The sequence below is a fragment of the Thiobacter sp. AK1 genome, assembly GCF_039822265.1.
GTDB lineage: Bacteria > Pseudomonadota > Gammaproteobacteria > Burkholderiales > Thiobacteraceae > Thiobacter > Thiobacter aerophilum.
Window position 1 is genome coordinate 48,285 of sequence record NZ_JBAJEX010000002.1, and the last position, 21,396, is coordinate 69,680.

At 65.2% G+C, this 21,396-nt stretch carries 24 protein-coding genes and 1 pseudogene; 5 read left to right on the forward strand and 20 right to left on the reverse strand.

Annotated elements, in window-relative coordinates; genetic code table 11:
- The first annotated feature begins 5 nt into the window (after nt 1-5).
- Complete coding sequence (locus V6E02_RS03505) at nt 6-407, forward strand: winged helix-turn-helix transcriptional regulator (protein WP_347307213.1); 402 nt, start codon at nt 6-8, stop codon at nt 405-407.
- Nucleotides 408-620: 213 nt separating this feature from the next.
- Here the strand turns inward: V6E02_RS03505 and V6E02_RS03510 are convergent, their stop codons facing one another.
- The 8 genes and pseudogenes from V6E02_RS03510 to V6E02_RS03545 form a co-directional block, all read right to left on the reverse strand.
- On the reverse strand, nt 621-1,070 hold the full coding sequence (locus tag V6E02_RS03510; RefSeq protein ID WP_347307215.1) for a restriction endonuclease subunit S: 450 nt from the start codon (nt 1,068-1,070) through the stop codon (nt 621-623).
- A gap of 81 nt (nt 1,071-1,151) precedes the next feature.
- Nucleotides 1,152-2,321, reverse strand: coding sequence for a Fic family protein (locus V6E02_RS03515; RefSeq protein ID WP_347307217.1), 1,170 nt, complete (start codon nt 2,319-2,321; stop codon nt 1,152-1,154).
- A gap of 73 nt (nt 2,322-2,394) precedes the next feature.
- Nucleotides 2,395-3,153, reverse strand: a pseudogene (locus tag V6E02_RS03520) (N-6 DNA methylase); the annotation flags it as partial.
- Between the two features lie 364 nt (nt 3,154-3,517).
- Nucleotides 3,518-3,736 (reverse strand): hypothetical protein, encoded by a 219-nt coding sequence (locus tag V6E02_RS03525; RefSeq protein WP_347307219.1) that lies wholly within the window; start codon nt 3,734-3,736, stop codon nt 3,518-3,520.
- Nucleotides 3,737-3,829: 93 nt separating this feature from the next.
- Complete coding sequence (modC, locus tag V6E02_RS03530) at nt 3,830-4,912, reverse strand: molybdenum ABC transporter ATP-binding protein (RefSeq protein ID WP_347307221.1); 1,083 nt, start codon at nt 4,910-4,912, stop codon at nt 3,830-3,832.
- A complete protein-coding gene (gene modB / locus V6E02_RS03535) occupies nt 4,909-5,604 on the reverse strand; it encodes a molybdate ABC transporter permease subunit (protein WP_347307646.1) in 696 nt (231 codons plus the stop codon). The genes modC and modB overlap by 4 nt, the downstream gene beginning before the upstream one ends.
- Nucleotides 5,605-5,623: 19 nt before the next feature.
- Nucleotides 5,624-6,388 carry a molybdate ABC transporter substrate-binding protein gene (gene modA, locus V6E02_RS03540; RefSeq protein ID WP_347307223.1) on the reverse strand — a complete coding sequence of 255 codons (765 nt, stop codon included), beginning with the start codon at nt 6,386-6,388 and terminating at the stop codon, nt 5,624-5,626.
- A gap of 1 nt (nt 6,389) precedes the next feature.
- Nucleotides 6,390-6,572 carry a hypothetical protein gene (locus tag V6E02_RS03545; protein ID WP_347307225.1) on the reverse strand — a complete coding sequence of 61 codons (183 nt, stop codon included), beginning with the start codon at nt 6,570-6,572 and terminating at the stop codon, nt 6,390-6,392.
- 208 nt (nt 6,573-6,780) lie between these two features.
- Here V6E02_RS03545 and V6E02_RS03550 point away from each other — a divergent pair, with 208 nt between their 5' ends.
- Nucleotides 6,781-7,068, forward strand: a complete 288-nt coding sequence (locus V6E02_RS03550) for a hypothetical protein (protein WP_347307227.1) — start codon at nt 6,781-6,783, stop codon at nt 7,066-7,068.
- A 346-nt stretch (nt 7,069-7,414) separates the two neighbouring features.
- On the opposite strand, the gene rng is transcribed toward V6E02_RS03550, so the two are convergent.
- The 10 genes from rng to leuS are packed head-to-tail and all read right to left on the reverse strand — an operon-like array spanning nt 7,415 to nt 16,984.
- A complete protein-coding gene (gene rng, locus V6E02_RS03555) occupies nt 7,415-8,863 on the reverse strand; it encodes a ribonuclease G (RefSeq protein WP_347307229.1) in 1,449 nt (482 codons plus the stop codon).
- A complete protein-coding gene (locus tag V6E02_RS03560; protein ID WP_347307231.1) occupies nt 8,860-9,456 on the reverse strand; it encodes a Maf family protein in 597 nt (198 codons plus the stop codon). Before V6E02_RS03560 ends, rng begins: the two co-directional genes overlap by 4 nt.
- Nucleotides 9,453-10,061: a DUF2238 domain-containing protein gene (locus tag V6E02_RS03565; RefSeq protein WP_347307233.1), complete on the reverse strand. Its 609-nt coding sequence runs from the start codon at nt 10,059-10,061 to the stop codon at nt 9,453-9,455. The genes V6E02_RS03560 and V6E02_RS03565 overlap by 4 nt, the downstream gene beginning before the upstream one ends.
- Nucleotides 10,058-10,528, reverse strand: a complete 471-nt coding sequence (gene rlmH / locus V6E02_RS03570; protein ID WP_347307235.1) for a 23S rRNA (pseudouridine(1915)-N(3))-methyltransferase RlmH — start codon at nt 10,526-10,528, stop codon at nt 10,058-10,060. The genes V6E02_RS03565 and rlmH overlap by 4 nt, the downstream gene beginning before the upstream one ends.
- 4 nt (nt 10,529-10,532) lie before the next feature.
- Nucleotides 10,533-10,895 carry a ribosome silencing factor gene (rsfS, locus tag V6E02_RS03575; RefSeq protein WP_347307237.1) on the reverse strand — a complete coding sequence of 121 codons (363 nt, stop codon included), beginning with the start codon at nt 10,893-10,895 and terminating at the stop codon, nt 10,533-10,535.
- Nucleotides 10,873-11,532 carry a nicotinate-nucleotide adenylyltransferase gene (gene nadD, locus V6E02_RS03580; RefSeq protein WP_347307239.1) on the reverse strand — a complete coding sequence of 220 codons (660 nt, stop codon included), beginning with the start codon at nt 11,530-11,532 and terminating at the stop codon, nt 10,873-10,875. The genes rsfS and nadD overlap by 23 nt, the downstream gene beginning before the upstream one ends.
- 58 nt (nt 11,533-11,590) lie before the next feature.
- The gene (locus tag V6E02_RS03585; protein WP_347307241.1) at nt 11,591-12,847 is read right to left on the reverse strand and encodes a glutamate-5-semialdehyde dehydrogenase; all 1,257 of its coding nucleotides are present in this window, start codon (nt 12,845-12,847) and stop codon (nt 11,591-11,593) included.
- A 56-nt stretch (nt 12,848-12,903) separates the two neighbouring features.
- Nucleotides 12,904-13,911: a DNA polymerase III subunit delta gene (holA, locus tag V6E02_RS03590; protein ID WP_347307243.1), complete on the reverse strand. Its 1,008-nt coding sequence runs from the start codon at nt 13,909-13,911 to the stop codon at nt 12,904-12,906.
- Between the two features lie 2 nt (nt 13,912-13,913).
- Nucleotides 13,914-14,396, reverse strand: coding sequence for an LPS-assembly lipoprotein LptE (locus V6E02_RS03595; RefSeq protein ID WP_347307245.1), 483 nt, complete (start codon nt 14,394-14,396; stop codon nt 13,914-13,916).
- A gap of 2 nt (nt 14,397-14,398) precedes the next feature.
- On the reverse strand, nt 14,399-16,984 hold the full coding sequence (leuS, locus tag V6E02_RS03600; RefSeq protein WP_347307247.1) for a leucine--tRNA ligase: 2,586 nt from the start codon (nt 16,982-16,984) through the stop codon (nt 14,399-14,401).
- A 57-nt stretch (nt 16,985-17,041) separates the two neighbouring features.
- Here leuS and V6E02_RS03605 point away from each other — a divergent pair, with 57 nt between their 5' ends.
- Nucleotides 17,042-17,374 (forward strand): tetratricopeptide repeat protein, encoded by a 333-nt coding sequence (locus tag V6E02_RS03605; protein WP_347307249.1) that lies wholly within the window; start codon nt 17,042-17,044, stop codon nt 17,372-17,374.
- A gap of 12 nt (nt 17,375-17,386) precedes the next feature.
- Here the strand turns inward: V6E02_RS03605 and V6E02_RS03610 are convergent, their stop codons facing one another.
- Together V6E02_RS03610 and V6E02_RS03615 are read right to left on the reverse strand one after the other, a co-directional pair.
- On the reverse strand, nt 17,387-17,983 hold the full coding sequence (locus V6E02_RS03610; RefSeq protein ID WP_347307251.1) for a hypothetical protein: 597 nt from the start codon (nt 17,981-17,983) through the stop codon (nt 17,387-17,389).
- A gap of 15 nt (nt 17,984-17,998) precedes the next feature.
- Nucleotides 17,999-18,316, reverse strand: a complete 318-nt coding sequence (locus tag V6E02_RS03615) for an HU family DNA-binding protein (protein WP_347307253.1) — start codon at nt 18,314-18,316, stop codon at nt 17,999-18,001.
- 708 nt (nt 18,317-19,024) lie between these two features.
- Here V6E02_RS03615 and V6E02_RS03620 point away from each other — a divergent pair.
- Together V6E02_RS03620 and V6E02_RS03625 are read left to right on the forward strand one after the other, a co-directional pair.
- Nucleotides 19,025-20,101 carry a complex I NDUFA9 subunit family protein gene (locus tag V6E02_RS03620; protein WP_347307255.1) on the forward strand — a complete coding sequence of 359 codons (1,077 nt, stop codon included), beginning with the start codon at nt 19,025-19,027 and terminating at the stop codon, nt 20,099-20,101.
- Between the two features lie 34 nt (nt 20,102-20,135).
- The gene (locus V6E02_RS03625) at nt 20,136-21,368 is read left to right on the forward strand and encodes a multifunctional CCA addition/repair protein (protein WP_347307257.1); all 1,233 of its coding nucleotides are present in this window, start codon (nt 20,136-20,138) and stop codon (nt 21,366-21,368) included.
- Nucleotides 21,369-21,396 lie beyond the last annotated feature (28 nt).

Consider the following 21,396-nt stretch of genomic DNA (forward strand, 5'->3'; position numbering starts at 1 on the left):
CCGCCATGAAACCCGACGACCTGAACCCCGCCCCCGTGGCGCCGGCGCGCCCTGGCCAACACAAGCATTGTCCCGTGCGCGACGTGCTGGACCGCCTGGGCGACAAATGGTCCACCCTGATCCTGGTGACCCTGGCCCAAGGCCCGCAGCGCTTCAATGCGCTGGCCCGCTCCGTGCCCGACATCTCGCGCCGGATGCTCACCGAGACCCTGCGCCACCTGGAGCGCGACGGGCTGATCTGGCGCGAGGTCACGCCCTCGACACCGCCCTCGGTGCGCTACGGGCTCACCCCGCTCGGGAATTCGCTGATGCCGCCCCTCAAGGGTCTGATCGAGTGGGCGCAACGGCACCAACCCAAGATCCTGGCCGCCCGCACCCGCTTCGATGGCAGCCGGCGCAAGGCCTGAACCCGATCACCCGTCCGACGCCGGCCGAAATTCATGACGCGCCTCCGCGGCGCCGGAAGCAGCCTGCGTGATGCCGGCAGCAGCTTTCCTTCCTTGGCAAACAAGATGGGAAATTTTGCAAGGGGCATACGTACGTCACCGGCTGGAAGGCGCGATCTACGGGTGACGGCAAGGTGCCGCCCCATTCCCCTGGCCTCCCCGCGTGGCCACCCATTACGCCATTCCCTGCCGCGCTGCGCTGCATGCCGCCGCCCGCGCATTCGGGCGCTTCGCCGCCGGAATGAAGTCACGCCCAGCCATGCTGCAAGACGGCCCTTTTTTTGTCGGGCCGATGGCTACTGTCGAGAGTGCGTAGTACAGGAACTTGGTGTCCTCGTCAGTTGCTACCTTCAGCACGTGCGCATGGTTGTTAACCCAGAACCTGCCATCGACGAGTTGCAGGAAAGGCTTGCCGTCTGGCCGCGCAACGGAGCCATCTTCAGCTAGGAAAAGATGTAGCCCTTGGAACAGGAAGCCATCGACGTAATCCATGATTCCGGTGGCGCCGTAGTAGGGATAGTCGCCACGACGCTTCTCCCTCTCGCGGTTCGATAGCGGTACTCGCCGGGAGTCGAAGTTCTGGACGAGTTCGCCGAGCGGCGTCTCAGGCCACTCGCCCGCCATACCCAACCTCCTTCAAGTCGGCTTCAATCGCCGCACCCCGCCGCGCGGCTTCGCCCTGCCATTTCGCCAGCGCCGAGTTGTTCATTCCGCCGCCTCCTCGAACAGCCGCAGATACGGATCAAAACGAAACCGCCGGTTGCGGGCGTAGCCGGTCATCTCGCGTAACAGTCCGATCGCTTCGAGGCGCGCGACGATCTGGTTGGCTCCGGCGGGTGTGATACCGAGCCATTCGCGCACGGTGGCCACGCTGACGATGGGGTGCTCGAACAGGCGGTCCATGACGCGCTGGCCGTTGGCGGCGGCGCGGCCGAGGTGTTCGGTGATCTTGGCGCGGTAGTCCTCGCGCATGCGCAGGATGGCCGCGGCGGTGGCCGTGGCTTCACGGCTGACCGCCTCGACGCCCGCGAGAAAAAAACCGAGCCAGCCCTCCCAGTCGCCCGCATCGCGCACGGCTTGTAGGCGTTCGTAGTATTCGGCGCGGTGCTGCTTGAAGTAATGCGACAGATACAGCACGGGCTTGGCGAGCAGCCGTTTCTCGGTGAGCAAAAAGGTGATCAAGAGCCGCCCGATGCGACCGTTGCCGTCCAGAAACGGGTGGATGGTCTCGAACTGGGCGTGGGCAAGCCCCACCTGTACCAGCGGCGGCAGGCCGGCGCCGTCGTGCAGGAATGTTTCCAGGTGGGAGAGGGCCTGCGGCACTTCGTGCGGCGGCGGGGGCACGAAGCGGGCGGTGGCAAGGGTGCAGCCCGCGGGGCCGATCCAGTTCTGGCTGGTGCGCAACTCGCCCGGTTGCAGGCGGCCGCCGCGCACGCCGCGCATGAGTTCAGCGTGGATTTCGCGGATCAGCCGCACTGAGATCGGGAGTTCACGTAGCCGTTCGAGCCCCAGGTTCATCGCCCGCACGTAGTTGGCAACTTCGTTCACGTCCTTGGGCGTGTCCGGGTCGAAGAGCTGCGCTTCGGCGGCGAGCAGGTTTTGCAGGGAAGACTGCGTGCCTTCGATCTGGCTGGACAGCACGGCCTCTTTGCGCACGTACATGAAGACGAAGAGGTCAGGATTGGGCAGCGTGAGCACGGCGCCGTCGAGCCGACCGAGGGCGTAGTCGGCAGCCGAGAGCCGCTCGCGCAGCGGAGCGCCAAGATCGAGCGGCGGATTGGGCGGCAGCGGTGCCGGGATGAAGGCGCGATAGCCCGTGAGCTGGCGGACGTAGCGGCCGGCGCGTCCTGCCTTATTTTCATCTGCGTTATTCATGGCCCAAAACCCGGTGCTTAATAAACTGTGAGTTTATTATGTCGGCCGTTTGGATCCATCGTCAACGCTCGGTTCAAAACCCCAGCGCCTTCAGGTTGTCCTCGATCGCCGCATTGAGCCTGGCGGCTTCCTCACGCTGCGCACGCCACTGGCTGGAGAGCCGCGCCATTTTTTCCTCGAAAGGCTCCCCGTCGTCCTCCTGCTGCGCCGCGCCGACGTAGCGCCCGGGGGTGAGCACGTAGCCGTGCTTGCGGATGTCCTCCAGCGTGGCGCTCTTGCAGAAGCCGGCGACGTCCCGGTACTCGCACGCGTCGGGGTCGCCGCGCCAGGCGTGGTAGGTGTCGGCGACCCTACGGGTGTCCTCGGCAGTGAGCGCCCGGTGGGTGCGGTCCGCCATCTGCCCCAGTTTGCGGGCATCGATGAACAACACCTGGCCGCGGCGGTCGCGGCCCTCACCCCCTGCCCCTCTCCCAGAGGGAGAGGGGAGAAAGCGCTTGTCCCGCGCGAGGAACCAGAGGCACGCGGGGATCTGCGTCGAGTAGAAGAGCTGGCCGGGCAGGGTCACCATGCAGTCCACGAGGTCCGCCTCGATGATGTTCTTGCGGATCTCACCTTCGCCCGCCTGGTTGGACGACATCGAGCCGTTGGCGGGGACGAAGCCGGCGAGCCCCGTGGGCGCGAGGTGGTGGATCATGTGCTGGACCCAGGCGAAGTTGGCGTTCCCGACGGGCGGCACCCCGTGCTTCCGGCGCTTGTCCTCTCTGAGGTGCTCACCGCCCCGGCGCTTCACGTTGAACGGCGGGTTGGCCAGGATGTAGTCGGCCCTGAGGTCGGGGGAAGGTCATTTAACAACCTTCCCCTCAATTCACCTCAATTCTTACGACACCCCACAAAGCGCTTGCCAAGCGCTACCCCTTCGGCATATCCATCCGCTGCTCCCCAGCCGCCGCAACGCCGACGGGGTCGCCTCCCACATCTACCGCCTGGTCGAGTCTCGGCGTGAAGGCACTCGAGTTCGCGAATCCACCCTTCTCAACCTCGGCAGGGCCTTCGACCTCCCCGAGGCCCTTTGGCCCGACCTGTGCGTCCGTCTCGCCCGACGCCTCAGCCAGCGCGGCGATCTCCTCGCGTAAACATTGGCTGTCCGGCTTATCGTCAGCCGTGCGCAACGCCTGCCTGGAAGCGATTTCGTCGAGTTAGGTGGCTGCTCCCTGGAACCGACCCGACTGCGTTCCGTTGGCGTCGACCAGGTTGGGCTGCATGCGCTGGCCCAGGTGGAATTGGAACCGCTCCGGAAATCGCGGGGCAGCAACGCCATCACCTGTGCCCCGATCCTTGCCCAGCGTCTGGCGCTGCGTCAGGTCGAGGTCTTTGGCGTGATCGATGAAATCGGCATCGCCGATGATCACATCCACACGCTCCCGGGCGCGCGTCGCTGCAAAGCCCTTGGCGCCGCAGGGGACGGAACATGACGAGAGGTGAGGGAGGATATCGTGTTGGTCTGCATGTCAACGCTCCACCGACGCGGCCTTGATCAGCGCAATCACGGTCTCGTTTTCTCTGAGCTGCAGCGCCGCAAGGGCGGTTTCGGTGATCTCGCTCCATAGCCCTTGCCCGTCGGCTAGACAGAGCCGCACCAGGACATGGCCGCGGCGGCTTTCGGCAAAGCTGCAGATGCGCGCGGGAAGGTGGTTGAGCATGCTGATGTCTGCGGGCACGCGGCGCGCCAGCGCCACGTCACGCGCGTACACCCGCAGCCGCGCCCGGGGGCTCGCCGCAATGCCAGGAAAGGTGAGCAGGCTGCCGTCGATGTGCAATTGCGCCAGGCCCTCGGCCAGCGTGCTGGCCTGCCCTTCGAGCACGGCCACCGGCCCGAGGCGGTCGAACAGCGGCGAGTCCGCGCGCATCAGCGCATCGGCCAGCGGTTCCACGCGCAGGATGCGCCCGGCGTCCATGAACACCACGCGCTGCGCCAGACGCTCGATCTCCTCTGGCGCGTGGCTGACCAGCAGCATCGGCAAGCTGCGGCTTTGCGCAAGCTCGGCGATGAGTTCGAGCAGATCGTCCTTGGCGCGCCAGTCCAGCGCAGCCAGCGGCTCGTCGAGCAGCAGCAGCCGCGGCCGCGACAGCAACGCGCGCGCGATCGCCACCCGCTGTTTTTCGCCGCCGGACAGCGCACCGATGCGCCGCTCCAGCAGATGCGCGATGCCGACCGCTTCGGCCTGCGCCTGCACGGCCGCCGCGTCGACGCCGCCGGGGGCGCGGCGCGCGGCAAACTCCAGATTGCCGCGCACGGTGAGGTGCGGAAACAGCGCCGCGTCCTGGAACACATAGCCGACGTTGCGCGCCATCGGCGGCGTCTGTCGCGCGCCGTCGAGCCAGACCACGCCGCCCACCTCCAGCCGACCGTGCACCCGCGGGATCAGCCCGGCGATGGCGCGCAGCAGCGTGCTCTTGCCGCAGCCGGAGCGGCCGAAGATCGCGGTGATGCCGTCGAGCGGCCAAGAGAATGTGCCCGTGTTCAGCGTGAAGGCACCGAGCCGCACGGCAAGCTCGCCGCGCACGGCGGCATCGCTCGGTTCCTGCATCATGCTGCGTGCTCCCGACTGCCTTGCCGGTACAGGCCGTAGACCACGGTCAGCACGATGACCGCAAACACCAGCATCAGCGCCGAGAGGATGTGCGCCTGCGCATACTCCATCGCCTCGACATGGTTGTAGATGTCGATCGACACCATCCGCGTCTTGCCCGGGATGTTGCCGCCGACCATCAGCACCACGCCGAACTCGCCCACCGTGTGCGCGAAGGTGAGGGTGAGTGCGACGATCAGGCCGCCGCGCGACAGCGGCAGCACCACGTTGAAAAAGCGGTCCCACCAGCCGGCGCGCAGGGTGGCCGCGGCATCGAGCAGGTTCTGCGGCAGCGCCTCGAACGCGCGCAGCAACGGCTGCACCATGAACGGCAGCGAATACACCACCGAGCCGATGATCAGGCCGATTTTGTTGAAGGTGAGCTGCCCCTCATAGCCCAGGCTATGCAACGTCTGCGTCAGCCAGCCCTGCGGGTTGAGGAAAACCAGCAGATAAAAGCCCAGCACCACCGGCGGCAGCACCAGCGGCAGCGCGACCACCGCCTCGACCGCAGCGCGCAGCGGCGACTTCCAGTGCGCCAGCACCCAGGCGATCGCAATCCCCGGAACCAGCAGGATGGCGGTCGAGATGCTCGCGACTTCGAGCGTCAGCCACAGCGGGCCGAGGTCGATGGCATGACCGAAAAGCTCCACCACGCGCGTGCACCCCGATTTACTGCGGGATGGTGTAGCCGTATTTGTCGATCACGGCACGCGCCTCGGGCCCGCGCAGGAAGTCCAGATACGCCTTGGCCGCCGGCTTGTCGGCGCCGGGCTTGAGCACGACCGCGCTCTGGTCGATCGGGCTGTAGTCGGCCTGCGGCACCACCCACCACTGCCCCTTGCCCGCACCGATCGCCTGCGACAACGCGACGAAGCCCGCCTGCGCGTTGCCGGTGGCGACAAAGTCGAAGGTCTGGCCGATGTTCTGCCCCTCGACGATCTTTGGTTTGATCGCCTCATACACGCCCATTTTTTTCATCGCCTCGATCGCTGCGGCACCGTAGGGCGCGGTCTTTGGGTTGGCGATCGCCAGATGCTGGAAGTCACCCTTGCGCAGGATCTGCTCGCCCTGCGCCTTCACCGGCAGCGTCGTGCTGTAGAGCACGAGCGCGCCGCGGGCGTAGATGAAATCGGTCGCGGCGACGGCGTGGCCCTCTTTGGCCAGCGCCTTGGTCGTCGTGTCGTCGGCGGCGAGCAGCACGTCGAACGGCGCGCCGTTGCGGATCTGCGCAGCGAACTGACCGGTGGCACCGAAGGCGTACTTCACCTCGTTGCCGGTCTTGGCCTTGAACAGCACGCCGATTTCCTCGGCGGGTTTTTTGAAGTTGGCGGCAACCGCCACCGTGATGGTTTCGGCGCGTGCCTGCGCTGCAAACGCCAGGGGCAGGGCCAGCAGCAACGCGGCACCGCGCAGCACATGGGTGAATCGTGTCATCTCACACTCCGTCAGGTTTTGTCACAACAAAGGGAAAAAGGCGGCCCCGGGCACAGGCCCGGAGCCGGCAAGCGAGGTGAGATGCTTGGTCCACCCCGAGGATGACATGGCTCGCCTTGATCAGCGCGCAGACTGCGTCGCCCACCTTCAGGCCGAGTGTTTTTTCGGTGCCGGTGGTGATCATCACCGGCCCTGCGCAACCACCATCTTACAAACACCGAAGGAAAAACAGCGCCTTACACCGATGCTTGCGCCTAGCAGGAGGTTGCCTATTTTGCATTGCGCCACCTCGCTATATTCACATAAATATAGCGGTCAGGCGCGGTGTGTGTCAACTCAATGTATGGATCCCCCAGCTTTGCCACTCGGGTTGATGTTGGAGGAAGAATTGTATGAGTGCGGCGGCGGTGGCGGCTGGTTTTGCTTGGGATCGCCAGGCCAAAGGCGAAGCGGCTGGTCGGATCGATGAAGGTAAGGAAGTCGCGGCGAAGTCTATCGCGCACCCGCTCGATGGTATCCACCGCCAGGTGCTGCCATGGGACGACCGTGACGGCCTTGGGCTTGCGCGGCTTGGGGTGACGGCGCACGGGCTTCAGGCGTTGCCGGGCATGGCGCCGAGTCGTGCTTGGGCATCTTTGGGCGTCATCTGCCAAAGATGCCGCAATCCCGCTGCCCGGTAAAACCCCCTGATCCTGTATCCAATGTGCTGCCCTTGCATGGCGTTCCTCCGTCATCGAAGCAGTGCCAAAGGTTTCTGAACTTATGCAGCGGGGACCCAGGAACATGGTGAGGAATACCCTCGATTCCCGCTTTCGCGAGAATGACGTTTGACTTACGCAGCCTGTCAACGACTTCCGTAGCGCTCAATAGGCCGCATTTCGGTCTCTCCGGCTCCCGCGTCATCTGGCCCGAATGCGGTGTGCCGGGTTGCCCACGGTGCCCGGCACGATGAAGTGATCCCTGCGCCGAAGACGGCTCGCCGTCGTTCGCCACCCGTTCTTGTGGGCTTGCCAAACCCACGCCGAGCTACATCAGGACGATGTCGTACTGCTCCTGGGTGTACTGGTTTTCCACCTGCAGCGAGATGGGCTTGCCGATGAAGTCGGCAAGCTGGGCGAGGCTCTGGGATTCCTCGTCCAGGAACAGGTCGATCACCGGCTGCGAGGCGAGGATGCGGAATTCCCGCGCATTGTACTGGCGAGCCTCGCGCAGCAGTTCACGCAGGATCTCATAGCAGACGGTCTGCGGGGTCTTGAGCTCGCCCCGCCCTTGGCAGACGGGACAGGGCTCGCACAGCACATGGGCAAGACTTTCTCGGGTACGCTTGCGCGTCATCTCCACCAGTCCCAGCGCGGTGAAGCCGTTCACCGTCATGCGCGTGCGATCGCGCGCCAAGGCCTTGCGGAACTCCTCCAGGACCGCCGCCTTGTGTTCCGCGTTGTCCATGTCAATGAAGTCGATGATGATGATGCCGCCCAGATTGCGCAGCCTCAGCTGGCGCGCGATGGCGTGGGCGGCCTCGAGATTGGTCTTGAAGATGGTGTCGTCAAAGTTGCGCCCGCCGACGAATGCACCGGTGTTCACATCGATGGTGGTGAGCGCCTCGGTCTGATCGATGATGAGATAGCCGCCAGACTTGAGCGCGACCTTGCGCGAAAGGGCCTTCTCGATTTCCGCTTCCACCTGGTAGAGGTCGAACAGGGGTCGCTCGCCCTGGTAATGCTCGATGCGCGGCGCGACGTTAGCCACATAGCTGGCAGCGAAGGCCTGCATGCGCCCGTAGGTCTCGCGGGAGTCCACCAGGATGCGCGCGGTGTCGTCGTGGACGAAGTCGCGCAGCACGCGCAAGGGGAGGTCGAGCTCCTGGTAGAGCAGGGTCTGGGGCGGGGCGCTACGCGCCTTTTCTTCGATGCCCTGCCAGATGCGCTGCAAATACTGGATATCGGCGGCAAGTTCGCTTTCGCTGGCCGTCTCCGCACTGGTGCGCACAATGTAGCCACCACGAGCATCAAGAGGCAGCAGATGCAGGAGTCGCTCGCGTAACAGCTCGCGTTCCTCTTCGTCTTCGATGCGTTGGGAAATGCCGATGTGGGTCTCCTGGGGCAGATAGACCAACAGCCGTCCGGCAATGCTCACTTGCGTGGACAGGCGCGCCCCCTTGGTGCCGATAGGATCCTTGATCACCTGGACCAGTAGGGTCTGTCCCTCGTGCAGGATTTTCTCGATCGGCTTTCCCTCCTGCGCCTTCTGCTGCCAAATGTCGGCCACGTGCAGAAAAGCAGCCCGTTCCAGGCCGATCTCCACGAAGGCCGATTGCATGCCGGGCAGCACGCGCGCCACCCGGCCCTGGTAGATGTTGCCCACCAAGCCTCGGCTGCTCGCCCGCTCGATGTGCAGTTCCTGTACCACGCCCTGCTGCATCACCGCCACACGCGTTTCCTGGGGCGTGACGTTGATCAGGATTTCTTCGCTCACGGTATGCGGATTCCGATCTTTCGCAAAAGCTCAGCCGTCTCGAACAGGGGCAGGCCCATCACTCCGCTGTAACTGCCCTCGATGCGACGCACGAACGCCGCCGCCCGGCCCTGAATCCCATAACCCCCTGCCTTGTCCAGCGGCTCACCACTGGCCACATAGGCTTCGATCTCGGATGCTGCAAGGCGCCGAAACACCACCTGCGTATCCGATAGGGCAAGCTGGAGTTTACCTTGAAACGCCAGCGCCACGGCCGTGAGCACCCGGTGGCGGCGTCCTGACAGGCGCGCCAGCATGGCCGCCGCCTCCGCAGCATCGACGGGCTTGCCGAGAAGGGTGCGGCCCAGCACCACCACGGTGTCTGCCGCCAGCACCGGTAGGGGCGGCCAGCGACGCTTTAGCACGCGCATCGCGCCCACCTCGGCCTTGATACGCGCCAGCCGCCGCACGTGGTCCTCCGGCGTCTCGCGCGGCAGGGGTGCTTCGTTGACATCGGGCACCAAGACGCGGTGGGGAATGCCCAGCTGGCGCAGCAGTGCGCGCCGGCGCGGCGATTGGGAAGCGAGGTAGATCAGGGGCGCGGCGTGCTTCATGAGCGAGGGCTCAGGCGTGCGAGCTGGCGGTCGTGCAGGCGCGTCAGGATGATGAGGGCGAGAATCGCACCTGCCAAGGCGAAGGCCATGTCGGACTGCGTGTCCCATTCGTCCCCCTGGGTGGCGAGGAAAGCCACCGCCGCATCACCCGAGGCTGCCGCCACCGCCCACTCGATCAGTTCATAGGCTGCGCTCAAGGCCAGGCAAAAACAGAGGATGAAGAAGTTCAGCCAGCCCCGGCCGCGAATGACATCGAGCCGGATCAGGATTTCCCTTGCCAACATGGCCGGGACGAAACCCTGGGCCAGGTGTCCCACCTTGTCGTAATTGTTGCGCTGCCAGTGGAAGACCTCGCGTAGCCAGTCGAAAAGCGGCACGTGCGCATAGGTATAGTGGCCTCCCACCATGAGGATCACCGCGTGGACCAGGATCAGCCAGTAAGCCAGGGGCGTGAGGGGAAAGCGCCGGCGCGTCGCCATCAGCAGCGGCAAGGCAATGAGCGCCGGCAGGACTTCCAAGAACCAAGTGAAATAGTCTCGCGGTGCGATGGCGGACCATAGCAGCACGCCGCCATAGATAACGAACCAGGTTGGACCCATGCTCATGGCCGATGATAGGGATGGCCCTGGCGGATGCTCATGGCGCGATAGAGGGCCTCTGCCACCAGCACCCGCACCAGGCCATGGGGCAGGGTGAGAGGCGAGAGCGACCAGGTCAGATCGGCCTGGCGCTTGATCTCGTAAGCCAGCCCATCGGCGCCACCAATCAGGAAAGCCACGTCGCGCCCACTGGCAAGCCACGCGTCGAGCTTGGCGGCGAGCAGCCGGCTCGTGAGACCCTGGCCATGCTCGTCCAGCACCACCCGCAGCGCGCCCCGCGGCAGCGCCGCCTCGATGCGCGCCGCTTCCGCTTGCAGCACCTGCTCTTTGCTGCGGCCACTCTCGCGTTTTTCGGGACGGATTTCGATCAACTCGATGCGCGCTTCGCGCGGCATGCGTTTCTGATATTCGGCGAACCCTGCTTCGACCCAGTCCGGCATGCGAGTGCCGACGGCGATGATGGCCAGCCGCATGCGATTACGGTGCGTTGCGGCGGGCCCGGCTGGGTGAGGCGCCCCAGAGTTCTTCCAGGTTGTAATAGGCGCGCACCGCAGGGTGCATGATGTGGACGATCACACTACCCAGATCCACCAGGATCCAGTCGCCGGCCTCCTCGCCCTCCACGCCCATGACCTGGGCACCCGCGGCCTTGGCCTTCTCTGTCACGTTGCGCGCCAGCGCCTTGGTCTGACGCGCAGACTCGCCGCTGGCCACGATCATGAAGTCGGCGATGGCAGTAAGATGCTTCACGTCCATCACCACGATATCCTTGGCCTTGATGTCTTCCAGGGCGGCCACGACCACTTGGCGCAGGGTTTCACTGTTGGGGGCTTCGTTCATAGAGTCGGTTGCGGTGAATGTAATCGAGCACGATGTCCGGCAGCAGGTAGCGGGCGCTCCGGCCCGCAGCCAGGTCGGCGCGAATGCGGGTGGCAGAAATGTTGAGGGCCGTGATGGTCTGCAGGTAGATGTGGCCCGCAGCCGTGTTTCGCAAGGCCGCGGTGTCCGTCACACGCCGTGCGCGCCACTGCGCAGCCAGGGCAGGCGGCAGGCCCGCCTGATCGTCGGGCGACGGGAAACCGGGACGTTGCGCCACCACGATGTGGGCCAGCTCGAATAGCAAAGGCCAGCGATGCCAGCTGGTGAGTCCCAGAAAGGCATCGGCGCCGAGGATGAGACACAGGGGCAGGTCTTGGCCCAGTTCTTGGCGCAGAGCGCTTAAAGTATCCACGGTATAGCCCGGCGCTTGGCTTGCCACCTCGCGCGCATCCGCCCAAAACAGGGGATTGCCCGCACAGGCCAGCCGCGCCATGGCCAGCCGATGGCAACCCGAGGCGTGGGGCGGGGCGCGGTGCCAGGGCTTGCCGGTGGGGATGAAGCGCACCGCGTTGAGCGCCACCCCTTCCGCCACCTCCTGGGCCAGGCGCAGATGCCCATAGTGGATGGGGTCGAAGGTGCCGCCCAGGATGCCGATCATGGATGGCCCATGGCCAACCGCCGTGGCCCCCGCGTGCTGCCGCCATGCCGCTGGCGCGTCACGTCCGCACCTGGCCGTCGCCCAGCACGACGAATTTCTGGCAGGTGAGCCCTTCCAGCCCCACCGGGCCGCGTGCGTGGATCTTGTCGGTGGAAATGCCGATCTCCGCGCCGAGGCCGTATTCGAAGCCATCGGCGAAACGCGTGGAGGCATTGACCATCACCGAGCTGGAATCCACCTCGCGCAGGAAGCGCCGCGCCCGCGTGTAGTCTTCGGTGACGATGGCATCGGTATGCTGGGAACCATAGGTGTTGATGTGCTCGATGGCGGCGTCCATGTCCGGGACGACACGGATGGAAATGATGGGAGCGAGATACTCAGTGCTCCAGTCCTCCTCGCTGGCGGGTTTCATCTCCGGGACGATGGCACGCGACTTGTCGCAGCCGCGCATTTCCACGCCCTTCTCGGCATAGATCCTCGCGATGCGCGGCAGCACCGCAGCCGCCACGCCTTCGGCCACCAAGAGTGTCTCCATGGTGTTGCAGGTGCCGTAGCGGCTGGTTTTGGCGTTGTCGGCGATTCTCACCGCCTTGTCCAAATCGGCCCGATCGTCGATATAGACGTGGCATACGCCATGCAAATGCTTGATCACGGGAATGCGCGCCTCGTTGATCAGCCGCTCGATGAGCCCCTTGCCGCCGCGGGGTACGATCACGTCCACGTATTCCTTCATGGTGATGAGCTCGCCCACTGCCGCCCGGTCCGTGGTTTCGATCACCTGCACCGCCGTCTCCGGCAGGCCGGCGGCGAGGAGCCCCTCGCGCACACAGGCGGCGATGGCTTGGTTGGAGTGGATCGCTTCCGAGCCGCCCCGCAGGATAGCGGCATTGCCACTCTTGAGGCACAGGCCCGCCGCGTCCGCGGTGACATTGGGGCGCGCCTCGTAAATGATGCCAATCACACCCAGTGGCACGCGCATGCGCCCCACCTGGATGCCCGAGGGCCGGTAATTGAGATCCGTGATGCTCCCCACCGGATCCGGCAGGGCCGCGATTTGACGCAAACCTTCGGCCATGCCCGCCACGGTCTTGGCGTTCAAGGCGAGGCGATCGAGCAGCGCGGACTCCAGCCCGGCGGCGCGCGCGTGCTCCAGATCGCGCGCATTGGCGGCGAGGAGTTTCTCCGCATCCCGCTCGATAGCAGCGGCCATGGTGATGAGCGCGTGGTTCTTGACGCGGGTGTCCGCCCGCGCCATGACGCGGGAAGCGGCGCGGGCCTGCTGGCCCACTTGCTTCATGTACTGTTTGATGTCCATCTTAAGGAGTGCCCACGAAAGCCTTCGAAAAAGCGGCGCGCTTTTGCAGAAATTCTCTAAGCCGGCCGGGCGATGCGCAAGGCGAGCTGCAGCAAGCCATCCCACACGTCGCCCGCTGCCAACCCCTTGCTCATTCTATCAACTTCCGCTGCCCACCCCAGGGCGGCGGCGAGCCGACCCGCCGAGAGCTTGGCCAAAGCCCGGCGCGCCAGCTGCTGGCGTGACCCCCAAAAGCCCGCTTCCCGCAGCGCGACCTCCATCGCCACGCCGCGATCCAAGGCCGCGCGGGCGCGCGCCAGCCCGCGGATGGCCCAAGCCAGAACGCCCAGCACCGGCACCGGTTTTTCCCCTGCCGCCGCCAGCGCATCCAGGATGCGCGCCAGCCTCGCCACCTGGCCCGCGAGCATGGCGTCGGCGAGCTGGAATACGTCGTAACGGGAGACGTCCAGCACCGCCTCGCTCACTTCTTCGAAGCTGAGGCGGCGCGGGGGGTAGAGCAGGCCCAGTTTCTGCACTTCCTGGTGGGCGGCGAGGAGATTGCCCTCCACCTGCTCGGCGAGAAAGCGCAGCGTCTGTGCATCGGCGCTCTGTCCCTGGCGCGCCAGGCGCTCCGCCAGCCAGTCGGGCAGCTGCTCGAGCTCCACGGGGGCAATGTCCACCACCATGCCCGCATGGGCCAAGGCCTGGAACCAGCTGGCCTGGGCGGCGCGCCGGTTGACGCGCGGCAGGGTGATCACGGTGAGGGTATGGGGCGGAAGGCTGGCACAATAGGCTTCCAACGCAGCCGCACCTTCCACGCCGGGCTTGCCCCCAGGAATGCGCAACTCGAGCATGCGCCGTGCCGCAAACAAAGACAGGCTCGCGCCGCGCGCGGCCAGCTCGGTCCATCTGAAGCCGCCTTCCACGGTGAGCACTTCGCGCTCGGTATAACCCTGGGTAACTGCCGCGGCGCGGATGGCATCCACCGCCTCCATCACCAGCAGCGGCTCATCGCCCGTGATCACGTACAACGGCGCGAGTCCGCACGCCAGATGCCGGGACAGATCGGCCGCCCGCACCTGCATGGCTAGAAAGTGGGGCGACGCCCCGCCAGCCGGCGCAGGATCTGCTGCACGGCGTCGCTTTGCATGTCACGGTAGAGGACAGCTTCCTCGGCTTCCTTGGCCAGGGCGCGCGAGGCATCGTAGGTGAGCTCGCGCGCGAGCTCGATGCTTTGCACCGGCAGCAGTTCCTTGCCTGCCGCGTCACGCACGCGGAAAGTCACACGATAGAGGAGGCGGTATTCGCTCACGCGGCCGGCGCCACTGATGGAGAGAATCTGCTTTTCCCGCTGCTGAGACAGCACCTGGAGCACGGCCTGGGCTTTTGCAGGGTCGTCCACCACGCGGGTGTCAGTGGTGCGGATGGCGCGCGCCAGCTCCACCCCCATCTCTGGGCCGGCGTTTTCGATATAGAGACTCTGGTAGGGCAGGCTCGCCGCGCCGCGCAGCGCAAAGCCGCAGCCGGCGAGAACGAGTAGCAGGCAAAAACCGATCACGCGTGGCAACATGATCAGCCCGCCACGATGTTCACGAGCCGGCCCGGTACCACCACCACCTTGCGAATGGTTTGGCCAGCGATGAATTTCTGCACGTTGGGGTTGGTGCGCGCCAGGGCTTCGATGGTCTCGCGATCCGCCTCCCGCGGCACCCGGATCTGGCCCCGAAGCTTGCCGTTGACCTGCACCACCAGTTCGATCTCCTCCTCCACCAGGGCACTGGCATCCGCCTGCGGCCAGCTCGCGTGGGTGAGGTTCGCGCCTGGGCGCAGCTCGCGATAGAGCGCCTCGCAAATGTGGGGCACGATGGGCCAGAGCATGTGGGCGACGAGCTCCAGCGCCTCCTGCATCACTGCCCGCGCCGGCAAGGAGTCCTCCGTGACTTTACCCAGGGCGTTGACCAGCTCCATCACCGCGGCGATGGCGGTGTTGAAGGTCTTGCGGCGGCCGATGTCGTCGGTCACCTTCTGCAGAGTGGCGTGCACCTGACGACGTAACGCCTTGAGCTCGGGCGGCAGCTCACCGCCGGCATAGGCAGGGACCACGCCCTTTTCCACGTGGGCATACACCAGCTTCCAGAGCCGGTTGAGGAAACGCCACGCACCCTCCACGCCTGCATCGGACCACTCCAGCGTGTTCTCGGGGGGCGCGGCGAACATCATGAACAGGCGTGCGGTGTCGGCCCCGTACTGATCGATCAAGGCCTGGGGATCGACGCCATTCTTCTTGGACTTGGACATGGTGCCGATGCCGCCATATTCCACCGGCTCACCATCGGCCCGCGCCACAGCGCTGATGATGGCGCCCTTCCCGTCGCGGCGAATGTCCACCTCGTCCGGCGCGAAATAGGTAATGCCGCCCTTTTCCGTGCGGCGGAAGAAGATGTGGTTGAGCACCATGCCCTGGGTGAGCAGGTTGGCAAAGGGCTCGCTAATCCGCGTCAGTCCCAGATCGCGCATGACCTTGGTCCAGAAACGCGCATAGAGCAGATGCAGGATGGCATGTTCGATGCCACCGATGTATTGGTCGGCGGGCATCCAATAGTCGGCGCGGGCATCGACCATCGTCTCGGCATCCGGGCTGCAATAGCGCAGGAAGTACCAGGACGAATCCACGAAAGTGTCCATGGTATCGGTCTCCCGCCGCGCAGGGCGGCCGCACTTGGGACAGCTACAGCGCAGAAATGCCTCGCACTTGGCCAGCGGATTGCCAGAGCCATCCGGGATTAGATCTTCCGGCAGCACCACGGGCAACTGGTCATCCGGCACCGGTACTTCGCCGCAGTGCTCGCAGTGGATGATGGGAATGGGCGTGCCCCAGTAGCGTTGACGGGAAATGCCCCAGTCGCGCAGGCGCCAGGTGACCTTCTTCTCACCCAGCCCCTTGGCGGCGAGATCCGCAGCGATCGCCTCCACCGCCTGCTCGAACTCGAGGCCATCGTACTTGCCCGACCGGACGCAGCGTCCATGCTCCACGAAGGGCAGGGGCGCGGCCGTTCCCCCCACGGGTTCGATCACCACCTTGATCGGCAATCCATATTGGCTGGCGAACTCGAAATCACGCTCATCGTGAGCCGGCACCGCCATTACCGCGCCTTCGCCGTAGCCCATGAGCACGTAGTTGGCCACCCACACCGGCAGCGCCTCTCCAGTCAAGGGATGGGTGACACTCAAGCCCGTGGGCATGCCTTTCTTCTGCTGGGTGGCGATTTCCGCCTCGGTCACGCCCCCCTTGCGGCATTCCTCGATGAAGGCGGCAAGCCCAGGATTTCGGCGCGCGGCATAAGCCGCCAAGGGATGTTCCGCCGCCACCGCCACGTAGGTTGCGCCCATCAGCGTGTCGGCGCGGGTGGTGAACACCCACAGGACGTCACGGTGGCCATCCGGCAAGGTATAGGGAAAACCAACGCGCACGCCGTGGCTCTTGCCGATCCAATTCTTCTGCATCAGCTTCACCTGCTCGGGCCAGCCCGGCAGGTGGTCGAGCTCAGCCAGAAGCTCTTCCGCATAGCGCGTGATGGCCAGGTAATACATGGGAATCTCGCGCTTTTCCACGACGGCGCCGGTGCGCCAACCGCGCCCCTCGATGACCTGCTCGTTGGCGAGCACGGTTTGGTCCACCGGATCCCAGTTGACCAGCCCGGTTTTTTGGTAGGCAATGCCCTTTTCCAGCATGCGCAGGAACAGCCATTGGTTCCAGCGGTAATACTCGGGACGACAGGTGGTCACCTCGCGCGTCCAGTCGATGGCGAAGCCCAGGCGCCTGAGCTGCTGCTTCATATAGGCGATGTTGTCGTAGGTCCAGCGCGCTGGAGCCACACCGCTCGCCATCGCCGCGTTTTCTGCTGGCAGGCCGAAGGCGTCCCAACCCATGGGCTGCATCACGTTGTAGCCGCGCATGCGGTAAAAGCGCGCCAGGACATCGCCGATGGTGTAGTTGCGCACATGTCCCATGTGCAGCTTCCCGGAAGGATAGGGGAACATGGACAGGCAATAGTACTTGGGCCTGGCGGGATCCTCGCGGGCAACGAAGGCATTGGATGCTTCCCACTCGGCCTGCACTTGAGCTTCGATCTCACGGGGGGAATAATGGGGCTGCATGTTTGCGCTTAACGATCTGGTGCGAAACGCGGATTATACCCGTAGGGAAACTTGGCCATGGTGCACCCGGCGCTGGAAAACCTGGAAAAGATGCTGGCCAGCGGCAAAGACAACGCGCTCGTGCGCTTCGCCCTGGGCAACGAGTACCTGAAACTCGACCGACCCCTGGAGGCGGCCGCCCATCTGCGCGCAGCGCTCGCCTTCGAGCCAGCCTATTCCGCCGCCTGGAAGCTTTTGGGCAAGGCGCTCGCCCAGGCGGGACAACTCGAAGACGCGCTCGCAGCCTATCGCCAGGGCATCGAGACCGCGGAAAAGAAAGGCGACAAGCAGGCAGCCAAGGAAATGACGGTGTTTGCCCGGCGCATCGAAAAGCAACTCACCGGCGGCTGATCAAGGCAGGGTCTAGGGCGCGCCCGCACACCCCGCGACACAGCGGTTCTCGTAACGGATGCTGCCACCGCAGGCTTGGAAGCAGACGTCATAGGCCGTCTCGCAGCCGCAGTCGCGATCGCACCGCTCCCGGCTCAGGCGCTCGATTTCCTTCTCCAGGGTCGGCGCGGATGGAGGCGGCCCAGGCGGAAAGGGCGGCCAGCTGAGCCAGCCGCCCCAATAGGGGTGGCAGCCACCCCAGCCCAGCATCAGCTCCAGACGGTAGCGTTCCAGTTCCCAGCGGTATTGGGCCAACGCGCTCTCGTACTCCTTGAGACGCTGTTGATGACGTGCCTGGGCCTCGGGCAGCAGGCTCTGGCGGCACCTCTGAAAACGTTCGCCGCAATCCTTCTGGCAGCGCTCGCGCTCGCGGGCGCAGCCTTCCACGCAGGACTGGACCGCTGGCGGCGCCAGGTATGCTTTCACGGTCTGGTGGCGCGGCATTGCCGCACAGGCCGCAAGCCACAAGGTCGCCAGGACGGAGATCGTTTTGCCCGCCATGAGCACTGCCTGGATGGCTGCGAGAAAAAACGCCGGGTCACCCGTTCGGGCCCGGCGTCCGTTCGGCACGGAGCAATCCGTGCGTCAGATCATGTCTTTCAGATTCTTCAGGGCCTGGACCTTGACCACCTTGCGGGCGGGTTTGGCCTTGAACACCATCTCTTCCTTGGTGAAGGGATTGATGCCTTTGCGCGCCTTGGTAGCGGGCTTGACCACCACCTTGGCCTTCACGAAGCCGGGGATCATGAATACGCCACCCTTTTTGAGCGCCTTGCCCGCCATGCTCTGGAGCGCGGCGAGGGCGGCACCGGCCTGCTTCTTGGTGATGCCAGCCTGTTCGGCGATATGGGCGATGATCTCGGTCTTAGTGGGTGCTTTCGCGGGTGCAGCGGCCTTGGCCATATCGTCTCCTTGTGGGTTGGGGGGAAATCGGTGCGGCAATGCTAGCACAGGGAAAGCGGGATACAAGCCCCCGCAGCGTAAAAACAGGGGTTCGCCCCACGGAAAGCTCGGCGCATCCGGTGCCGACGCAAGGCCGGCTTGGGGAAATGGTGGCGCGCAGGCGGCACGAACGCCCCCATCTTTCGATCGCGAAGGTGAAAATGCGCTTTCTGAAAGCGGGGGGCTGATGGGGTTTTAGCGAGTGTCACGCAAGTAGGTCACACCTTCGTGTGACCCCGGGAAAGCGGGGACTCAGAAAAATGGCCAGGAACATTCTGGGTTGCCCTTTCGCGGCAATGACGGTCCACTCAACGCAGCCCGTCAACGACTTTTGGACGGAAACTGGTCGCGGATTTGCGTCACACTCAATGAATCCACCGCTCGCGTGCAACGATGCTATTGAGCGTTACGTAAGTCGTGGACAGGCTGCGTAGGTCAAACGTCATTCCCGCGAAAGCGGGAATCCAGGGTCTTCCTCGCCATGTTCCTGGGTCCCCGCTTTCGCGGGGACGACACAAAGGTGTCACCTACTTACGTGATGCTCAATAGGCCTTGGCCAACGGGCCGATTTCCGTCTCCTCCGCCTTTGGCCGCTGGCCGGGTTTGGGTAGAATGCCTGGGTTTGCGACGCCCGGCGTCGCTTCTTTATTCCCTTTCCCCAAGGTTCGCATGGAAGCACACGCACCGACTCTTCCCTTGGTAAAAACCCTGCCCAAAATTCAGGCCGTCTGCGTCTTCGGCGGCAGCGGCTTCGTTGGCCAGCACGTGGTGCACCGCCTGCACGAGTCGGGCTACCGCGTGCGCGTACCCACGCGCCACGCGGCGCGCGCCAAAGCGCTTCTGGTACTGCCCCAGGTGGAGGTGGTAGAAGCAGACGTGCACGATCCGGCCACGCTATCGCGCCTGCTCGCAGGCATGGATGCCGCCATCAATCTGGTGGGCATCCTGCACGAGCAACGGGTCGGCCGCGTGGACCTGCCCACCGCGCGGCGTGGGGATTTCCACGAAGTGCATGTGGAGCTGCCGCGTCGGATCATCCATGCCTGTCGCAGCCAGGGGGTGCGGCGGCTTTTGCACATGAGCGCCCTCAACGCCAATCCGGTGGCGCAAAGCGCCTATGCTCGCTCCAAGGGAGTGGGCGAGGCCTTGGTGCGGGAAGCGGATCTGCCCCATCGGGAGCATGAGAACTGGTATCTCGATGGACCCAAGTCCATCCGCGGTCAGGCCATGGCCACCACGGTGTTCCGCCCGTCCGTGATCTTCGGCCGCGGCGATTCCTTCCTTAGCCTGCTCGCCAGGTTGGTGCGGCGCCTGCCGGTGATTCCGCTCGCCTGTCCCAATGCCCGCTTCCAGCCGGTCTTCGTGGAAGACGTGGCGCGCGCCTTTGCCGAGGCCTTGGAAAATCCCGCCACCTATGGCCAGGTCTATGAGCTTTGCGGCCCCAAGGTCTATACCTTCCGCGAGCTGGTGGAATACGTGGCGCGTCTGGAAGGCAAGCATCCCCTCATCCTGCCGTTGTCGGACCGTCTGTCTTACTGGAACGCCTGGCTACTGGAACATCTGCCAGGACGCCTCATGACCCGCGACAACTACTATGCCATGCAGGTGGACAGCGTCTGTCGTTGTCCCTTCCCTGCCCTGTTCGGCTTCCAGCCGATGGCGCTGGAGGCGGTAGCACCCCATTACATCGGCCCACAAGCCGTCTGTTCCCGTTACGATGCCCTGCGCCACGCGGCGCGCCGCTAAAGCAGGGTGCGCACCCGCCATTGGGACAACAGCGATGAAGATCTACATGGTGGGTGGCGCGGTGCGCGACGAACTGTTGGGGCGGCCCGTGTCCGACCGCGACTGGGTCGTGGTGGGCGCCACGCCCGAAGAAATGGTGAAGCATGGTTTCCTGCCGGTGGGCAAGGATTTCCCGGTATTCCTGCACCCGGTAACCCACGAGGAATACGCGCTGGCGCGCACCGAACGCAAAAGTGGTCGCGGTTACAAGGGCTTCACCGTCTATGCCGCGCCGGAGGTGACGCTGGAAGAGGATCTCGCCCGACGCGATTTGACCATCAATGCCATCGCCAAGGACGAAAACGGTCAGTACATCGATCCCTACGGCGGGCGCCTCGATCTTAAGCGACGCCTGCTGCGCCATGTGAGCCCGGCCTTCGTGGAAGACCCCGTGCGCATCTTGCGTGTGGCCCGCTTCGCGGCGCGTTTCACGGACTTCACCGTGGCCGAGGAAACCCTCGCCCTCATGCGCGAGATGGTGCGAAACGGCGAGGTGGATGCCTTGGTGCCGGAACGGGTGTGGCAGGAGCTGGCGCGCGGCCTGATGGAGGCCAAGCCCTCGCGCATGTTTGAGCTGCTGCGCGACTGCGGTGCCCTGGCGAAGCTTCTGCCGGAAGTGGACCGTCTCTTCGGCGTGCCCCAGAACCCGAAAAGCCATCCAGAAGTGGACACCGGCGTGCACGTGATGCGGGTGGTGGATCGTGCAGCGGCGCTGGGAGGCACGCTGCCGGTGCGCTTCGCCGCCCTCACCCACGATCTGGGCAAAGGGGTGACCCCACGCGAGCAGTGGCCTTTCCACGACGGCCACGAGCAAGCGGGCGTGGCTCTGGTGCAAGCCGTCTCGACACGCCTGCGGGTGCCCCACGACTGCCGCGATCTCGCCTGCCTGGTGGTGCGCTGGCATGGCGAGGCCCATCGCGCCGACCAGGCCGATGCCGAAACCCTGGTCACCCTGCTCACCCGGCTGGACGCCTTCCGCCAGCCGGCGCGGCTACACGCTTTTCTCCTGGCCTGCACGGCGGATTACCAGGGGCGACCCGGCTACGAGGAGCGCCCCATGCCTGGCGCACAGCGTCTGGCACGCGCCTTCGAGGCGGCTGCGGCGGTGGATGCCGGTGCCATTGCCCGCCAGCATCACAGCGGCGAGGCGATTCGCGCCGCCCTCTTCGCCGCGCGCGTGACGGCGGTGAATGCGGCCTTGGGCGCCTCCCAGATTGGCCATGATTGAGGTTTGACGCGGCGCGTGCGCCGTCTAG

Coding starts and splice junctions, on each gene's coding strand:
- V6E02_RS03510 (WP_347307215.1), bottom strand. CDS start 1,070: ATGGCGGGCGAGTGGCCTGAGACGCCGCTCGGCGAACTCGTCCAGAAC.
- modA (WP_347307223.1), bottom strand. CDS start 6,388: ATGACACGATTCACCCATGTGCTGCGCGGTGCCGCGTTGCTGCTGGCC.
- V6E02_RS03545 (WP_347307225.1), bottom strand. CDS start 6,572: ATGATCACCACCGGCACCGAAAAAACACTCGGCCTGAAGGTGGGCGAC.
- V6E02_RS03585 (WP_347307241.1), bottom strand. CDS start 12,847: ATGGACATCAAACAGTACATGAAGCAAGTGGGCCAGCAGGCCCGCGCC.
- rlmH (WP_347307235.1), bottom strand. CDS start 10,528: ATGCGGCTGGCCATCATCGCCGTCGGCACTCGCATGCCGGACTGGGTC.
- V6E02_RS03550 (WP_347307227.1), top strand. CDS start 6,781: ATGAGTGCGGCGGCGGTGGCGGCTGGTTTTGCTTGGGATCGCCAGGCC.
- nadD (WP_347307239.1), bottom strand. CDS start 11,532: ATGATCGGCATCCTGGGCGGCACCTTCGACCCCATCCACTATGGGCAT.
- holA (WP_347307243.1), bottom strand. CDS start 13,911: ATGCAGGTGCGGGCGGCCGATCTGTCCCGGCATCTGGCGTGCGGACTC.
- modC (WP_347307221.1), bottom strand. CDS start 4,912: ATGATGCAGGAACCGAGCGATGCCGCCGTGCGCGGCGAGCTTGCCGTG.
- V6E02_RS03595 (WP_347307245.1), bottom strand. CDS start 14,396: ATGTTGCCACGCGTGATCGGTTTTTGCCTGCTACTCGTTCTCGCCGGC.
- V6E02_RS03625 (WP_347307257.1), top strand. CDS start 20,136: ATGAAGATCTACATGGTGGGTGGCGCGGTGCGCGACGAACTGTTGGGG.
- V6E02_RS03605 (WP_347307249.1), top strand. CDS start 17,042: ATGGTGCACCCGGCGCTGGAAAACCTGGAAAAGATGCTGGCCAGCGGC.
- leuS (WP_347307247.1), bottom strand. CDS start 16,984: ATGCAGCCCCATTATTCCCCCCGTGAGATCGAAGCTCAAGTGCAGGCC.
- V6E02_RS03615 (WP_347307253.1), bottom strand. CDS start 18,316: ATGGCCAAGGCCGCTGCACCCGCGAAAGCACCCACTAAGACCGAGATC.
- V6E02_RS03565 (WP_347307233.1), bottom strand. CDS start 10,061: ATGAGCATGGGTCCAACCTGGTTCGTTATCTATGGCGGCGTGCTGCTA.
- V6E02_RS03560 (WP_347307231.1), bottom strand. CDS start 9,456: ATGAAGCACGCCGCGCCCCTGATCTACCTCGCTTCCCAATCGCCGCGC.
- V6E02_RS03505 (WP_347307213.1), top strand. CDS start 6: ATGAAACCCGACGACCTGAACCCCGCCCCCGTGGCGCCGGCGCGCCCT.
- V6E02_RS03620 (WP_347307255.1), top strand. CDS start 19,025: ATGGAAGCACACGCACCGACTCTTCCCTTGGTAAAAACCCTGCCCAAA.
- V6E02_RS03515 (WP_347307217.1), bottom strand. CDS start 2,321: ATGAATAACGCAGATGAAAATAAGGCAGGACGCGCCGGCCGCTACGTC.
- rsfS (WP_347307237.1), bottom strand. CDS start 10,895: ATGAACGAAGCCCCCAACAGTGAAACCCTGCGCCAAGTGGTCGTGGCC.